The sequence below is a fragment of the Kluyvera georgiana genome (genome assembly GCF_050990895.1).
Classification (GTDB): domain Bacteria; phylum Pseudomonadota; class Gammaproteobacteria; order Enterobacterales; family Enterobacteriaceae; genus Kluyvera; species Kluyvera georgiana.
In genome coordinates this window covers 338,662-354,499 of the sequence record NZ_CP158865.1, presented here as the reverse complement: position 1 = coordinate 354,499, position 15,838 = coordinate 338,662, and the positions used below count along the sequence as shown (strand labels likewise).

At 57.1% G+C, this 15,838-nt stretch carries 16 protein-coding genes and 1 pseudogene; 2 read left to right on the top strand and 15 right to left on the bottom strand.

Annotated elements, in window-relative coordinates; translation table 11 throughout:
* Window positions 1–54 precede the first annotated feature (54 nt).
* Together ABTW00_RS01675 and ABTW00_RS01670 are read right to left on the bottom strand one after the other, a co-directional pair.
* Complete coding sequence (locus ABTW00_RS01675) at window positions 55–750, bottom strand: pirin family protein (RefSeq protein ID WP_064541402.1); 696 nt, start codon at window positions 748–750, stop codon at window positions 55–57.
* A gap of 121 nt (window positions 751–871) precedes the next feature.
* The gene (locus ABTW00_RS01670; protein WP_433638433.1) at window positions 872–1,909 is read right to left on the bottom strand and encodes an oxidoreductase; all 1,038 of its coding nucleotides are present in this window, start codon (window positions 1,907–1,909) and stop codon (window positions 872–874) included.
* A gap of 266 nt (window positions 1,910–2,175) precedes the next feature.
* Here ABTW00_RS01670 and yhhY point away from each other — a divergent pair, with 266 nt between their 5' ends.
* Window positions 2,176–2,664, top strand: coding sequence for an N-acetyltransferase (gene yhhY / locus ABTW00_RS01665; RefSeq protein ID WP_433638431.1), 489 nt, complete (start codon window positions 2,176–2,178; stop codon window positions 2,662–2,664).
* Window positions 2,665–2,751: 87 nt separating this feature from the next.
* Here the strand turns inward: yhhY and ggt are convergent, their stop codons facing one another.
* Window positions 2,752–4,494: a gamma-glutamyltransferase gene (gene ggt, locus ABTW00_RS01660; protein ID WP_271446776.1), complete on the bottom strand. Its 1,743-nt coding sequence runs from the start codon at window positions 4,492–4,494 to the stop codon at window positions 2,752–2,754.
* Window positions 4,495–4,616: 122 nt separating this feature from the next.
* Here ggt and ABTW00_RS01655 point away from each other — a divergent pair.
* A pseudogene (locus ABTW00_RS01655) lies at window positions 4,617–4,925 on the top strand (DUF2756 family protein); the annotation flags it as partial.
* An 8-nt stretch (window positions 4,926–4,933) separates the two neighbouring features.
* On the opposite strand, the gene ugpQ reads toward ABTW00_RS01655, so the two are convergent.
* From ugpQ to livK, 12 genes are all read right to left on the bottom strand, one after another.
* A complete protein-coding gene (ugpQ, locus tag ABTW00_RS01650; RefSeq protein WP_433638428.1) occupies window positions 4,934–5,674 on the bottom strand; it encodes a glycerophosphodiester phosphodiesterase in 741 nt (246 codons plus the stop codon).
* Window positions 5,671–6,741, bottom strand: a complete 1,071-nt coding sequence (locus ABTW00_RS01645; protein ID WP_065356431.1) for a sn-glycerol-3-phosphate import ATP-binding protein UgpC — start codon at window positions 6,739–6,741, stop codon at window positions 5,671–5,673. The genes ugpQ and ABTW00_RS01645 overlap by 4 nt, the downstream gene beginning before the upstream one ends.
* 1 nt (window position 6,742) lies before the next feature.
* A complete protein-coding gene (gene ugpE, locus ABTW00_RS01640) occupies window positions 6,743–7,588 on the bottom strand; it encodes a sn-glycerol-3-phosphate ABC transporter permease UgpE (protein WP_064541386.1) in 846 nt (281 codons plus the stop codon).
* Window positions 7,585–8,472, bottom strand: a complete 888-nt coding sequence (gene ugpA / locus ABTW00_RS01635; protein ID WP_065356429.1) for a sn-glycerol-3-phosphate ABC transporter permease UgpA — start codon at window positions 8,470–8,472, stop codon at window positions 7,585–7,587. Before ugpA ends, ugpE begins: the two co-directional genes overlap by 4 nt.
* Window positions 8,473–8,573: 101 nt before the next feature.
* Window positions 8,574–9,890, bottom strand: coding sequence for a sn-glycerol-3-phosphate ABC transporter substrate-binding protein UgpB (gene ugpB / locus ABTW00_RS01630; RefSeq protein WP_064541383.1), 1,317 nt, complete (start codon window positions 9,888–9,890; stop codon window positions 8,574–8,576).
* Window positions 9,891–10,125: 235 nt separating this feature from the next.
* Window positions 10,126–10,494, bottom strand: a complete 369-nt coding sequence (locus ABTW00_RS01625) for a type II toxin-antitoxin system death-on-curing family toxin (protein ID WP_271446745.1) — start codon at window positions 10,492–10,494, stop codon at window positions 10,126–10,128.
* Window positions 10,491–10,712 carry a type II toxin-antitoxin system Phd/YefM family antitoxin gene (locus tag ABTW00_RS01620; protein ID WP_271446744.1) on the bottom strand — a complete coding sequence of 74 codons (222 nt, stop codon included), beginning with the start codon at window positions 10,710–10,712 and terminating at the stop codon, window positions 10,491–10,493. The genes ABTW00_RS01625 and ABTW00_RS01620 overlap by 4 nt, the downstream gene beginning before the upstream one ends.
* Before the next feature lie 133 nt (window positions 10,713–10,845).
* Entirely contained in the window at window positions 10,846–11,559 is a 714-nt protein-coding gene (livF, locus tag ABTW00_RS01615) for a high-affinity branched-chain amino acid ABC transporter ATP-binding protein LivF (RefSeq protein ID WP_271446743.1), read from the bottom strand.
* A 1-nt stretch (window position 11,560) separates the two neighbouring features.
* The gene (gene livG, locus ABTW00_RS01610) at window positions 11,561–12,328 is read right to left on the bottom strand and encodes a high-affinity branched-chain amino acid ABC transporter ATP-binding protein LivG (protein ID WP_433638424.1); all 768 of its coding nucleotides are present in this window, start codon (window positions 12,326–12,328) and stop codon (window positions 11,561–11,563) included.
* A complete protein-coding gene (livM, locus tag ABTW00_RS01605; protein ID WP_064541378.1) occupies window positions 12,325–13,605 on the bottom strand; it encodes a branched chain amino acid ABC transporter permease LivM in 1,281 nt (426 codons plus the stop codon). The genes livG and livM overlap by 4 nt, the downstream gene beginning before the upstream one ends.
* Window positions 13,602–14,528, bottom strand: coding sequence for a high-affinity branched-chain amino acid ABC transporter permease LivH (gene livH, locus ABTW00_RS01600; protein WP_065356427.1), 927 nt, complete (start codon window positions 14,526–14,528; stop codon window positions 13,602–13,604). The genes livM and livH overlap by 4 nt, the downstream gene beginning before the upstream one ends.
* A 54-nt stretch (window positions 14,529–14,582) precedes the next feature.
* Window positions 14,583–15,692 carry a high-affinity branched-chain amino acid ABC transporter substrate-binding protein LivK gene (gene livK / locus ABTW00_RS01595; protein WP_163446764.1) on the bottom strand — a complete coding sequence of 370 codons (1,110 nt, stop codon included), beginning with the start codon at window positions 15,690–15,692 and terminating at the stop codon, window positions 14,583–14,585.
* Window positions 15,693–15,838 lie beyond the last annotated feature (146 nt).

The window sequence follows — 15,838 nt, the reverse complement described above, 5'->3', positions numbered from 1 at the left end:
ATGACGCAACCTCCCCGCAAGATTGGGGAGGTTGCGCTAATTATTTAAGACGGATCAAACTGGCGGCAGATCGAAGAGTAAAATTTCACTTTCGCTGTCGGCGTGAACCGAAATCGCCTGCTCGTCCCAAATCGCCAGACCATCGCTGGTGGTGGCTTTGGTGCCATTAATCGAGACTTCACCTTTCACTACCTGAATCCACACGCGGCGGTCGGCGGCAATCTGGTGCACCGACTGTTCGCCTTTTGCCAGCGCCCAGCGGTACAGCTCCATATCCTGGTAAACCTTCAGCGAACCTTCACGCGCATCCGGCGACAGCACCAGCTGTTTGCCCTGCGCGGCGTCGAAGCGACGCTGTTCGTAGCGCGGCGTGATGCCGGTTTTTTCTGGAATGATCCAGATCTGATACAGGTGCAGCTTATCGGTGGCGCTTGGGTTGTACTCAGAGTGACGCACCCCGGTACCGGCGCTCATAATCTGGAACTCGCCCGCCGGAACCTGCTCTTTGTTACCCATGCTGTCCTGATGCTCTACGGCGCCTTCCAGCACGTAGGTCAGGATTTCCATGTCTTTGTGCGGGTGAGTACCGAACCCCTGGCCTGCATCAATCACGTCGTCGTTAATGACGCGCAGCGCCGAGAAGCCCATGTAATTCGGATCGTAGTAGTCGGCAAAAGAGAAGGTATGCCAGGAATCCAGCCAACCATGATTCGCGTGACCACGTTCATTTGCTTTGCGTAAGAAAATCATTTTTTACCCCCTCATGTTTTCGATGAAACAAGTTTGGACGTAAACCGCTCAGGATGATAGTGGGTGAAAATTGACTCCTCTGTTCAAAAAATATGAACAAGAGCAGAGGAGCCATTTTTACTTATTTGGCAAGGGTAATCGTGGCAGGAGACGGCTGCTCAAATGCCCGTTCAAGCAGTTCCATATTGGTGAGAGCCTCAGTTTCCTTGACGAAATTCGGCACACCGTGGGTCAGCGTCTGATACAGCGCATCGTACACGCGACCATAGTCGCCACGCTCGGCCTGCCACTGCTCTTTTACCGTTTCCCCCGCCTCGTTAACGTACTCCAGCTGCGCCAGTGAACTATCCGCCGCGAAGCCCGCATCGCCCGGCATAATGCCCGCTTTCAGGCTGGTTTCCTGCTGGTCGATACCGTACTTCACGAAGGAGCCTTTGGTGCCGTGCACGATAAATTTCGGGTAGTCGATTTTCACCAGATGGCTGGTTTTCACAATCGCCTTCAGGTTGCCGTAGAACAGCTGAGCTTCAAAAGTATCATCCGGATTGGCCGGATTGCGCAGGCTGCGAATGTCGTACGCCGCATGATCCGGGCGGCCAAACAGCGAGATGATTTGGTCCATGGTGTGTACGCCCAGGCCATAAAACGCGCCGTCCTGCGGACGGCCCGGCTGGGTCGGCGCCTCCGGGCGGTAGTAGTCAAAGTGGCTTTCTACCTCAACAATCTCGCCCAGCTTACCGCTCTCAATGGCTTTTTTGGCAGTCAGGAAGCAGGAGTCAAAGCGACGGTTCTGATACGGCGAGACGGTCAGCCCTTTGCTTTTCGCCAGCGCAAACAGTTCCTTCGCTTCCGCCAGCGTCGGGGTGAATGGCTTTTCGACCAGTACGTTTTTACCGGCTTGCAGCGCTTTTTTCGCATACTCAAAGTGGCTATCAGCATGGGTGCAAACCACCACCAGCTTCACCTGCGGATCGTGCAGAATATCGTTCAACTCGCTGGTGAAGTGAATGTGCGCGTATTGCGGTGCCTGCTCGTCCGGCTTCGGACTGCGGCGATAGATATGCGCCACGTGCCAGTCGGCTTTACGGTGCAGAACATAGGGAAGATGGTAGCGGGTGGTGCTTTTGCCAAAGCCGATAAAGGCGCAGTGCAGAGTCATGGTTCAGTCCTTTTGAAGTGTTTGCTGAATACCATAGCGCAATGACAGGCAAAAAAAAGCCAGCAATAAGCTGGCTAAAGTAATACTGGAAGCAATGTGAGCAATGTCGTGCTTTCAGGAACTCCGCAAGGACGCCCTGAATGCAGGACAATAATAATCATTCTCATTCGCAACTGTCCAGTGATTTTTGCAAAAAAAGCCAATTGACGCACATTTCAAAATCAATGATGTTAAAAGGGACTTTTACACCACAAAGGAAATGAAGAATGAGTGACATCGTGATACGCCACGCTGAATCCAAAGATTTCGACGCTATCCGTCAGATCCACGCCCAGCCGGAGGTGTATCACAACACGCTACAGGTACCTCATCCTTCCAGCCATATGTGGCAAGAACGGCTAGCCGACCAGCCGGGCATCAAACAGCTGGTCGCCTGCATCGATGAACAGGTGGTTGGGCACCTCAGTATTGCCATTCCCCAACGCCCTCGCCGCAGCCACGTCGCCGACTTCGGAATTTGCGTCGATACCCGCTGGCAAAATCGCGGGGTCGCCAGCGCGCTCATGCGCACCATGATCGATATGTGCGACAACTGGCTGCGCGTCGACCGCATTGAACTCACCGTATTTGTCGATAACGCGCCGGCGGTGGCGGTGTATCAAAAGCACGGGTTTGAGATTGAAGGCACCGGGCGCAACTATGCGCTGCGTAATGGGGAGTATGTGGATGCGTACTTTATGGCGCGGGTGAAGTAACCATTGCCCGGTGGCGCTACGCTTACCGGGCCTACAAAGGTTAACCCTGTAGGCCCGGTAAGGCGAAGCCGCCACCCGGCAATTAAACTAGTACCCCGCCGTCAAATCATCCGGCGAACGCGGGTCCGAGGCCCCATACAGCGTCCCATCCGGGTCCACCATAATGCTCTGCGTGCTGCCCATCGCCTCTTTCAGCGCCACCTTCTGTCCTTTCGCTTCCAGCAGCTTGAGCGTGTCCGGGCTAAAGCCCTTCTCGACCCGCAGTTCGTCCGGCAGCCACTGGTGGTGGAAACGCGGTGCGTTGGTTGCTTCCGCCACGTTCATACCAAAATCGATGCTATTGACCACCATTTGCAGCACCGTAGTGATAATACGGCTACCGCCCGGGCTACCGGTCACCAGCCAGGTTTTACCGTCTTTCACCACAATCGTTGGCGACATCGACGACAGCGGACGTTTCTTCGGCCCAACCGCGTTGGCATCGCCGCCCACCAGCCCATAGACGTTCGGCACGCCGGGCTTAGCGGAGAAGTCATCCATTTCGTTATTCAGCAGAATGCCGGTGTTACCCGCCACGATGCCGGTACCAAAGGTGGTATTAAGGGTGTAGGTCACCGCCACCGCATTGCCGTCTTTATCCACCACCGAGAAATGGGTGGTCTGGTTGCTTTCATACGGCGCCAGCTTGCCGGGTTTAATCTGGCTGGAAGGTTTGGCTTTGTTGATATCAATCTGGTCGGCAATCGATTTAGCGTAGGCTTTGTTGGTCAGCGCCTGCCACGGTACCTTCACAAAGTCCGGGTCGCCGAGATACTCCGAGCGGTCAGCATAGGCGTGCTTCTCTGCTTCCGCCATCAGCTGCATCGCGTCGGCGCTGCCAAATCCGTATTTATGCAGATCGAAGTTTTCCAGAATATTAAGAATTTGCACGATGTGAATCCCACCGGAAGACGGCGGCGGCATGGAGAAGACCTCATAGCCGCGATACGTGCCGCTAATCGGCGTGCGCTCGACGGCCTTGTAATTCGCCAGATCGGCCTTGCTCATCAATCCGCCGTTTTTCTGCATCTCTTCGGCAATCTGATCGGCAATCGCCCCTTTGTAGAACGCATCCGGCCCGTGTTCGGCTATCAGCTCCAGGCTTTTCGCCAGATTGGCCTGCACCAGCTTGTCGCCCTTCTTCAGCGGTTCGCCGTCTTTCCAGAAGATAGCCTTGCTGTTGGGATGATTGGGCAGCACTTCGCTGCCGTAAGTTTTCAGATCGTCGGCCAGCGCATCGTTAACGATAAAACCCTCTTGCGCTAGCTTCAGCGCTGGGCGAATCACTTTGTTGAGCGGCAGAGTGCCGTATTTTTCCAGCGCCAGCGAGAAACCGGCGACGGTGCCCGGCGTGCCGGAGGCGAGATGTGAGGTCAGCGATTTTTTACTGTCCGGGTTGCCGTGATCGTCGAGGAACATGTCACGCGTCGCCTGCTCCGGGGCCATTTCACGGAAATCGATCGCCGTGGTTTTACCGTCTTTGGTACGCAGCAGCATAAATCCGCCCCCGCCAAGGTTCCCGGCCTGCGGGTGCGTCACCGCCAGCGCATAGCCAACCGCGACCGCCGCATCCACGGCGTTACCTCCCTGGCGCAAAATCTCCACGCCGACTCGCGTGGCGGCGGCATCCACCGAGGCCACCATGCCCTGCTGGGCGCGCACGGGGTGAAACACATCTTCTTCCACGCCGTAGGAGACGGGAGGCGGAGGCGGCGCGGCTACGGCGCTAAAACAGCTTCCTGAGAGCAGAGCAGCAAGGGCTACCCGGCGGATAAACGTCGGCGTTGTTATCATCATCATTCTCCAGAGCGTGCGGTGAGGTCCCCACTAAGCCTGGTTCATAATGCTGAAATAATCCTCGTTCTGGCGGGAAAGGAGTAAACTTAAGAGATCCCCTACAAGGAGGAAAGATGATGAAACGATTACTGATTCTCGCAGCGCTGCTGCCGTTCACCGCGCTGGCTGCGCCGTTGAACATCGACAATAACCCGAACCAGCCGGGTTATGAGATCCCCAGCCAGCAGCGCATGCAGTCGCGAATGTTGAACCAACAACAGCAGCAGAAAGGGATGCTGAATCAACAGCGGCAGGTGCAGACGCAGCAGCAACAGCTGCATCTGCAAAACCAGCTCAAAGCCAACCAGCAGCGCGTGCAGCAGGCCCAGCCGGGCATGCTCACGCCGAATCAGCAGCCGCTGCCCAACAATAACGGCGGCATGCTGAAGCAGTATTAAGGCTGGAAATCCGGCCCAATCACGTCAATCGCATCGGTACAGATGCAGTTCACGCCCCAGCGCAGCAGCTCCGCCGCGCGTTGGGGCGAGTTCACGGTGTACACCAGAATCTTCAGCCCGGCATCGCGCAGCGCGTCCACGCGCGCCTCATCGAGTAAACGATGGTTGAGGTGAATAGAAACGCAGCCCAGCCGCGTGGTCAACTCACGCCAGTCGTCGCGCCACTCGTCGAGCAACAGGCCGCGCGGTAGCTCCGGGGCGGCAAGCTGCGCTGCTTCAAGCGCATCAATTTCAAACGACGATAGCAGCGGCGGCGTCATGTCGGCCCACAGCTCGCGGGCGGCCAGCGCCACGGCTTTGCCGGTCAGCAGGCCGGTACCGGTGGTGGGTTTAATCTCAATATTGGCCATCATACCGTGCTGACGGCAGCGTTCCGCCACCTGCGACAGCAGCGGCAGCGGTTCGCCCTTAAAGCTGCTGGCAAACCAGCTGCCCGCGTCCACACGCAGCAGATCCTGCCAGTTCAGATCCCCCGCCACGCCCCAGCCGTTGCTGGTGCGTTCAAGATTGTCGTCATGCAGCAGAAAGATCTGCCCGTCTTTCGACAGCTTGGCATCAAACTCAATCATGGTATGCCCATAGCGCGCACCCACGTCGATCGCTGCCAGGGTATTTTCCGGCGCTAATTTGCCGCCGCCGCGATGGGCGACGATATGAGGATAGGGCCAGTTGCTCATACTCGCATTCCTGTTTCACCGTCAAAGAGGTGCAGATGTTCATCCGGCAGATGTAGCCACAGCGTGCTGCCCGCATTCGGGCGCTGCTGGTGCGGCAGGCGAACCACCATTTTCAATTCGCCAAAACGCCCGTGCGCCAGGTTATCTGCACCTAAAATTTCCAGCGTGTCGATGACCATCGGCACGCCGCCTTCCGCCTGCGAGCTTAGCGCAATATGTTCCGGGCGGATACCCAGCGTCATGCGACGCCCGGCATATTCACGACGCCCAGCCGGAAGCGGGAGCTGCATTCCATTGGGCAACACAAAGCGCGTGCCTGACGCATCCAGTTGGCCCTCCAGCAGGTTCATTGCCGGGCTACCGATAAAGCTCGCCACAAAGCGGCTGGCCGGTTTCTCATACACCTCTACCGGCGTGCCTATCTGCTCGGCAATCCCTTTGTTCATCACCATCACCCGCTGGGCAAGGGTCATCGCCTCCACCTGGTCGTGAGTGACGTAAAGCGAGGTTGTTTTCAACCGACGATGCAGTTGCTGTAGTTCAAGACGCATCTGCACGCGCAGCTTGGCATCGAGGTTAGAGAGCGGCTCATCAAACAGGAACACCGCCGGGTCGCGCACGATGGCGCGCCCCATCGCCACGCGCTGGCGCTGGCCGCCGGACAGTTCGCGCGGACGGCGCTTCAGCAGGCCATCCAGCTCAAGAATACGCGCCGCTTCCTGCACCTTTTCCGCGATATGCGCTTTCCCCATGCCGCGAATTTTCAGCCCCCAGGCCATGTTCTCTTCCACGCTCATATGCGGGTAGAGGGCGTAGTTCTGGAACACCATCGCAATGCCGCGATCCTTCGGCTCCATTTCGGTGACGCGCTTGCGATCGATCCAGATGTCGCCGCTGGTCACTCGCTCCAGCCCGGCAACCATGCGCAGCAGCGTGGACTTACCGCAGCCCGACGGGCCGACCATCACAATAAACTCGCCGTCCGCCACGTCCAACGTCAGCGGTTGAATCACCTGGGTTTTGCCGTCCCAGCTTTTGCTTACTGCCTGTAATTTCAGTCCTGCCATGTTATTTCTCACTGTCCACTAAACCACGCACAAACGCCCGCTGCATGGCTAAAACGATAACGACCGGAGGGATAAGGGTGAGCAGCATTGCCGCCATCACCTGATTCCACTGCGTGGTGCCTTGTCCAATGGCGATCATGCCTTTAATGCCCGCCACGGCGGTGCCGAGATTGACGTCGGTGATGATCAACAGCGGCCAGAGATACTGGTTCCAGCCGTAGATAAAGGTGATGACGAACAGCGCCGCCAGGTTGGTTTTTGACAGCGGCAGCACGATGTCGCGGAAGAAACGCATCGGCGAGGCGCCGTCAATTCTCGCCGCTTCTATCAGCTCGTCCGGCAAAGTCATAAAGAACTGACGGAACAGGAAGGTCGCAGTGGCCGAGGCCATCAGCGGCAGCGTCAAACCCGCGTAGCTGTCGAGCATTTTCAGGTTGGCAATCACTTCCACCGTCGGGAAGATACGTACTTCAACCGGCAGCATCAGGGTGATAAAAATCATCCAGAAGAACAGGTTACGCAGCGGGAAGCGGAACCAGACGATGGCAAACGCCGACAGCATCGAGACCGTGATTTTGCCGACGGTAATAGCGAAAGCCATGATGAAGCTGTTGAGCATCATCAACCAGAACGGCGCGCTGTTGGCCCCAACGCCGTTCACCCAGATGGTCTTCATGTTTTCAAACAGATGCCCACCGGGAATCAGCGTCATCGGCGTTTCAAATACCGCTTTGTCGTCCAGCGTTGCCGCGGTGAACGCAACGTACAGCGGGAAGAGAATCACGATAATCCCAAGGATTAGCATGGTGTGGCTGAAAATAGTCAGCCCGCGACGGTTCTCAATCATTGGTAGCGCACCTTTCTTTCCACGTAGCGGAACTGCACCACGGTCAGGATGATGACGAGGAACATCAGCACCACCGATTGCGCGGCAGAGGCCGAGAGATCCAGCCCGGCGAACCCTTCACGGTAAATCTTATAAATAAGCGTGGTGGTGGCCTGTACCGGGCCGCCTGCCGTCGCGGCATCAATCACCGGGAAGGTATCGAAGAAGGCGTACACCAGGTTCACCACCAGCAGGAAAAAGCTCACCGGCGCAATCAGCGGCAGCGCCAGCTTGAAGAAGCGGCGAATCGGGCCCGCACCGTCGATAGCGGCGGCTTCCACCAGCGAGCGCGGAATCGACTGCAGCGCGGCAAAGAAGAACAGGAAATTGTAGCTGATTTGCTTCCACACCGAGGCGAAGACCACGAGGAACATCGCCTGGCCGCTATTCTGCGCATGGTTCCAGTCGTAACCGAATTCACCGAGGAAATGGGTAATCAGCCCGCGACCGGGGTTAAACAGGAAGATCCACAGCACCGCGGCGACAGCGGGGGCAACGGCGTAGGGCAGCAGCATCAGCGTTTGATACAGGCGGCTGCCGCGCACCACGTAATCCACCAGCGCGGCGAAAATCAGCGATACCAGCAGGCCGCTGACGGTGACCATGGCGCTGAACTTGATCGTCGTCCAGAAGGAATCGAGGTAGTACGGATCGTGGAACAGCGAGACGAAGTTATCCAGGCCAACAAACTGGCTGGAAAGCCCAAACGGGTCGACGCTTTGTAGCGAGTACCACAGCGCTTCGCCAGCGGGCCAGATAAAGAAAATAACGGTGATAATCAGCTGCGGGGCGACCAATGCATAAGGCAGCCAGCGCGATTTAAACACCGGACGGGATGATGACATGAAGTTTTGATTCCTGAGCAGTGCCGGATGGCGCTACGCTTATCCGGCCTACGCGTACTGGTAGGCCGGGTAAGGCGCAGCCGCCACCCGGCATTTGGCGATTAAGACTTGGTCGATTGCTCGAAGCGACGCAGCAGCTGATTCCCGCGTTCAACCGCAGAATCCAGCGCCTGCTGAGGCGTTTTCTTGCCGGTCCAGACGCTTTCCAGCTCTTCATCCACGATGGTACGAATCTGCGGCATGTTGCCCAGACGCAGGCCTTTGGTGAACGGCAACGGTGGTTTGTTCAGCATCTGACGGGTCGCGATATCCGCGCCAGGATTCTTGTCATAGAAGCCCTGCTGGCGGGTCAGGTCGTACGCGGCGGTCGTGATCGGCAGGTAGCCGGTTTTCTGATGCCACTCGGCGGCGATTTCCGGCTTCGCCAGGAACTCGAGGAATTTCGCCACGCCGGTATAGGTCTCTTTATCTTTACCCTGCATTACCCACAGGCTCGCCCCGCCGATGATGGCGTTCTGCGGTGCGCCCTTCACATCAGCATCGTACGGCATCATGCCGACGCCGTAGTTGAATTTGGCGTAATGGCGGATATCCGCCAGCGAGCCGGAAGATGCGGTCGTGATCGCGCAGTCGCCGTTGTAGAACTTCTCGGTGGATTCGTCTTTACGTCCGAAGTAGCTGAAGTCGCCCTTTTTGTTCAGATCGGCAAGCAGCGCGATATGTTTAACCTGCTCCGGCTTGTTGAACTCCAGCACCGCATCGGTACCGTCGAAGCCGTTGTTTTTGCTGGCGACCGGCAGACCGTGCCAGGCGCTGAAGTTTTCAATCTGGATCCAGCCCTGCCAGCCGCTGGCATAACCGCACTTCATACCGGCGGCTTTCAGCTTCGCGGTGTAGTCAGCCAGGTCCTGCCAGGTTTTCGGCGGCTGTTCCGGGTCTAAACCGGCTTTTTTGAAGGCATCTTTGTTGTAGTACAGCACCGGGGTAGAGCTGTTAAACGGCTGGGAGAGCAGATGCCCGGTTTTGGCGTCGGTGTAGTAACCGGACACCGTCGGCACAAACTGAGATTCGTCAAACGTGATACCGGCATCGCTGAATACCTGATAGACCGGCTTAATCGCCTTCGAAGCCATCATGGTGGCGGTGCCCACTTCATACACCTGTAGAATCGCCGGGGCGTTGCCGGTGCGGAAAGCGGCGATACCCGCGCTCAGGCTCTGCTCGTAGTTGCCTTTGTAGATCGGGGTAATTTTGTAGTCCGGATTGGCGGCGTTAAAACGCTGCGCCAGGGAGTCAACTTCTTTGCCCAGCTCGCCTTCCATTGAGTGCCAGAACGGAATCGTAGTCACTGCCATCGCCTGGCTCGCCAATGCCAGACTTAACGCCAATCCTAAAGCTGTATGTCGTAACGATATCATCGGTTATCTCTCTTTTTGTGCCGGGATGCGCGATATCACGCGTTTTATGTTCGCGGGGGTAACATGACATGCTCGAATGACAGAAAAATAACTTTTTTATTACAAAAAAAAGATAGTAAGGCGACAAAGGGATGGCAAGGAGGTGACGGTGGTAAGAAGGGAAAGTGGGACCTGTGACACGGATAGGGATGACGTTATTCCCGGGGTCAGCGCAGGCGCTTTCCCCGGGAACGGCTCATCCACGCAGACGAAGGGCAATCTGCTCCAGCGTCAGCCGCCCTGCCGCTGCGTCGACCGTCATCTCGACAAAATCCGGATTCGCTGCAAGCGAGATGCCATTACGCTTTAAAAATAGCAGCGTAATAAATAAGGCGGTACGTTTGTTACCATCATTGAAGATATGCCCACGGGATATGGCGAGCAGATGCATTGCCGCCAGCAACCACACGTCGGTCACCCCTTCATATTCGATTTGATTGAGCACCCGATACATTAGCGCTTCCGCGCGGCCAGGATCGGGCATGCCTGTCACACCAGGCGTAACGCGGAGAAGCCTGTCATGAAACTGAATTATCTCTTCCGCTGAGATAATTTGTAGAGTCATTTATCCGCCAACTCCCTAAGCTCATTGCCATGAACCGCCATAATGGCAGCAAACTCATCATCCATTCGCGCCGTCTGATAACGCTCAAACTCTTCGGCGCTGATGATCACTGCGGGCTTGTGCCCGCGACGCGTGATGGTGACAGGGTCGCCCGCCACCGCGCTTTCCAGGACTTCGGCCAGATTTTGCCGAGCCTCGCTATAGTTAACCGTACGCATAAAACACCTCCCCATTTGTACATGTTTATTGTACAACAAATACGTACAAAAAAAGAGCCATCAGGCTCTTTTGTTCAATTTAACCGTATGCCGTTTCCGGGGTCGGCGCAGGCGCTTTCCCCGGGATACCATGTTAACCGCCGAGGTACGCGCTGCGCACCGCTTCGTTCGCCAATAGCGCATCTCCTGTATCTTCGAGTACCACGTGGCCATTCTCCAGCACATAGCCGCGGTCGGCGAGCTTCAGCGCCTGGTTGGCGTTCTGCTCGACGAGGAAGATGGTCATACCCTGCTCGCGCAGCTGTTCGATGGTGTCGAAGATCTGCTGGATGATGATCGGCGCCAGCCCCAGAGAAGGTTCATCCAGCAGCAACAGGCGCGGCTGGCTCATCAACGCGCGGCCAATGGCCAGCATCTGCTGTTCACCGCCGGACATGGTGCCCGCACGCTGAATTCGACGTTCATGCAGGCGCGGGAACAGTTCGTAAACCCACTTGATGCGCTCCTGGAACTGGTCACGCTCGGCAAAAAAGCCGCCCATCGCCAGGTTCTCTTCCACCGTCATGCGCGAAAACACGCGCCGCCCTTCCGGGACGATCGCGACCGCTTCACGCATGATTTTCGCCGTCTGCCAGTCGGTAATGTCTTTATCATCAAAGACAATCCGCCCGCTGGTCGCGCGCGGGTCGCCGCACAGCGTGCCAAGCAGCGTGGTTTTCCCCGCGCCGTTCGCCCCGATGAGCGTCACGATTTCACCCTGATTAATGTGCAGACTGACCTCGTGCAGCGCCTGAATCTTGCCGTAGTGTGCGCTGACTTTGTCGAACGATAACATCACTTTATCCATATTATGCCTCACCCAGATACGCGCGGATAACATCCGGGTTGTTGCGGATCTCTTCCGGCGTGCCGTTAGCCAACGGCGTGCCCTGGTTTACCACGTAGATACGGTCGGAAATCCCCATCACCAGCTTCATATCGTGCTCAATCAGCAAAATGGTGGTGTTGTGATGGTTACGCAGCTCGGCAATCAGCTCGTCCAGCTCTTTGGTCTCTTTCGGGTTGAGGCCAGCGGCCGGTTCGTCGAGCATCAGGATTTCCGGCTGGGTCACCATGCAGCGGGCAATTTCCAGACGACGCTGGTCGCCGTAGGCCAGGTTACTGGCCTGACGGTTGGCGTGCTCTAACAAGCCAATACGCTCAAGCCAGGTAGCGGCGCGGTCCAGCGCTTCGCTTTGTGCGCGCTTGAACGACGGGGTTTTCAGCAGGCCGGAGAAGACGCCGGTTTTCAACTGCTGATGCTGTGCCACCAGCAGGTTTTCAATCACCGTCATTTCGCGGAACAAACGCACGTGCTGGAAGGTACGCACCACGCCCATGCGGGCGATTTGCTGGCCCGGCAGCCCTTCCAGGTGCTGGTCGCGCAGCATAATGGTGCCGCCGGTTGGCTTGTAGAAGCCGGTCAGGCAGTTAAAGACCGTGGTTTTCCCCGCGCCGTTCGGGCCAATCAGGGAGACGATTTCCTGAGAATGCAGCTCCAGCGCCACGTTGTTGACCGCCAGCAGGCCGCCAAAACGCATCATCAGGCCGTTAACGGATAATAATGGCTGACTCATGCCTGCTCTCCTTCTTTCGCTTGCCCGTTTTTCAGTTTCAGCTGTGGACGGGTCATCGGCAGAAGGCCCTGCGGACGCCAGATCATCATCAGTACCATCAGGCCGCCGAGCATCAACATGCTGTATTCGTTAAAGTCACGCATCAGCTCGCGCGACACAACCAACAGAATCGCGGCGAGGATAACGGCAAACTGCGAACCCATGCCGCCCAGCACCACAATCGCCAGCACGAAGGCCGACTCGGCAAAGGTAAAGGACTCCGGGCTAACAAAGCCCTGGCGCGCGGCGAACAGCGTACCGGCAAAACCGGCAAACGCGGCGCTGATGGTAAAGGCGGTCAGCTTGATGCGCGTCGGGCTCAGGCCCAGCGAGCGGCAGGCGATTTCATCTTCACGCAGCGCTTCCCACGCGCGGCCCAGCGGCATACGCAGCAGGCGGTTGATCACAAACAAGCTCAACACCACCAGCAGCAGCGCCACCAGGTAGAGGAAGATGACGCGATCGGACGGGTCGTACTTGACGTTAAAGAAGTTGCTGAAGGTATCCCAGCCGCCTTCGCGCGCGCTGCGGCTGAACTCCAGGCCGAAGAAGGTCGGCTTTGGAATCTGGCTGATACCGTTCGGGCCGCCGGTGATTTCGGTGTTGTTGAGCAGCAGGATACGGACGATTTCGCCGAAGCCTAAGGTCACAATTGCCAGGTAGTCACCGCGCAGACGCAATACCGGGAAGCCCAGCAGGAAACCGGCAGCGGCAGAGACCAGCCCGGCGATCGGCAGACAGGTCCAGAAACCGAGGCCGTAATAGTGGTTCAGCAGCGCGAAAGTGTAGGCACCGATGGCATAGAAGCCGCCGTAGCCCAGCACCAGCAGGCCGGACAGCCCCACCACCACGTTCAGCCCCAGGCCCAGAATAATATAAATCATGGTCAGGGTGGCGATATCGACGGTACCGCGCGAGACCATAAACGGCCACGCCACGGCAATCACCAGCAGCGCAATCAGGAACAGCTTTTGTTTGACCGTTGAACCATCAATCGCCGGCAGTATAAATTTCGGCCCGGAGACGCTCTTCAGCCCTTTCTGGAACAGGGGGCGCAGCAGCTGGAAGAAAAAGACCACCGCGGTGCCAATAAAGATCCACTGCCAGCGGATATCCGCCGCGCTGCCGACCACCAGCTTAGTGCCGTCGAGCTGCAGCTGTACGCCCATAAAGACGCCCGCCAGGACGAAGAACATCGCCGCCGACAGCAGCGCCATCGCAAATTGCATCGGTTTCATACTTTCTCTACCTCCGGGCGGCCCAGAATACCGGTCGGCATCACCAGCAGTACCACGATCAGCAGCGCGAACGACACGACGTCTTTATATTCGGTGCTCAGGTACGCCGAGGACAGCGCTTCCGCGATGCCGAGGATCAGCCCACCGATCATCGCCCCCGGAATACTGCCGATACCGCCCAGAACCGCGGCGGTGAAGGCTTTCATCCCGGCCATAAAGCCGATATACGGGTTGATAACGCCGTAGAACTGGCCGAGCAGTACGCCCGCCACCGCCGCCATCGCCGCACCAATCACGAAGGTCAGCGCAATCACGCGGTCGGTGTTAATGCCGAGCAGGCTGGCCATTTTCAGGTCTTCCGCGCAGGCGCGACAGGCGCGGCCCATACGGGAGTAGCGAATGAACAGCGTCAGCGCCAGCATGGCAATAAAGGTCACAATCCAGATAACCAACTGCATAGTGGTGATAGAGGCGGAGAAGTTATCGCTGCTGCCGACAATCCACTGACCGTTAAACAGGCTCGGCAACGCGATATCGCGCGAACCCTCGGTCAGGCTGACGTAGTTTTGCAGGAAGATGGACATCCCGATGGCGGAGATCAGCGCGATCAGACGCTTGGAGCTGCGCACCGGGCGATAGGCCACCCGTTCAATGCTCCAGCCGTAGGCGCTGGCGATGACAATCGCCCCGATAAAGCCCGCCGCCACCAGCAACCAGCTGGTGTCGATGCCCATCATCATCAGCGCGGCGATGATCATAAAGGAGACATAACTACCGATCATGTACACCTCGCCGTGGGCGAAGTTGATCATGCCGATAATCCCGTACACCATGGTGTAACCGATGGCGATCAGTGCATAGGTGCTTCCCAGCGTTACGCCGTTAAACATCTGCTGCACAAAGTAGAGAACCTGCTCTGACATAAATTAGCCTTTTGCTACCCCTGCGGATCTACGCCCGCCAGGGGGAAATGAAGGTTACTTCACCGCGGTGGATGAGCCGTCGGCGTGCCACTGGAAGACGCCAAATTCAAAGCCTTTCAGATCGCCTTTGTCGTCCCAGCTCAGCGGCCCAATCACGGTTTTCGCGCCGTTTGCTTTTAAGTCTTTAATCAGCGCCTGAGGATCATCGCTGCCGGTACGTTCCATGGCGGTTGCCAGAGACTGTACGGCGGCGTAGGTGATCCACACATACGGACCGCTCGGATCTTTCTTCTGCGCTTTCAGGGCATCGACGATAGCGCTGTTTGCCGGATCCTGGTCATAGCGTTTTGGCATGGTAACCAGCATGCCTTCCGCCGCGTCACCCGCGATGTTCGACAGCGAGGCGTTACCCACGCCTTCCGGACCCATAAACTGCGTTTTCAGCCCGACGGCGCGCGCCTGACGCAGCATCTGGCCCATTTCCGGGTAGTAGCCGCCGTAGTAAACAAAATCGATGTTCTCTTTTTGCAGACGGGCAATCAGCGCGGAGAAGTCTTTTTCACCGGCGGTGATGCCGTCGAAGAAGACGATATTGCCGCCGCCTTTTTTCAGCCCGTCCTGCACGGAGCGCGCCAGGCCTTCGCCGTACTGCTGTTTGTCATGAATGATGGCGATGCGTTGCGGCTTCACTTTATTGAGGATGTAGTTTGCCGCCGTCGGCCCCTGAGAGGAATCCAGGCCCGCGGTGCGCATGATGTACTGATAGCCGCGCTGGGTCAGTTCCGGGTTGGTCGCCCCCGGAGAGATCATCAGAATGCCTTCATCTTCATAAATATCGGAAGCAGGCTGTGTGGAAGAAGAACACAGGTGGCCGATGACATATTTAATGCCGTCGTTGACGATTTTGTTGGCCACCGCCACCGCTTGTTTCGGGTCGCAGGCGTCGTCGTACTCAACGCCCACCAGTTTGTCGCCCTTAATGCCGCCCTTCGCGTTGATATCCTTAATGGCCTGGCGCGCGCCGTTGAACTCCATGTCGCCCCACTGCGCGACCGGGCCAGACATCGCCCCCACAACCGCAACCTTGATATCGTCAGCAAAAGCCGCGTGAGACATAGCCAGCGCGATCATCCCTGCGATTACTGTTTTTGTATTCCTTTTCATACTTCGGGATCCTCATTCGTGATGTCGTGTTTACACGTCGTGGCGTGTATATATTTTGTAATTTAGTGGTTAAAAAGCATTCTGTACTTTTAATATACAACGCTATTTTTGCCATTATCTTTAATGGGTTAGCGCATCTTTTTGGC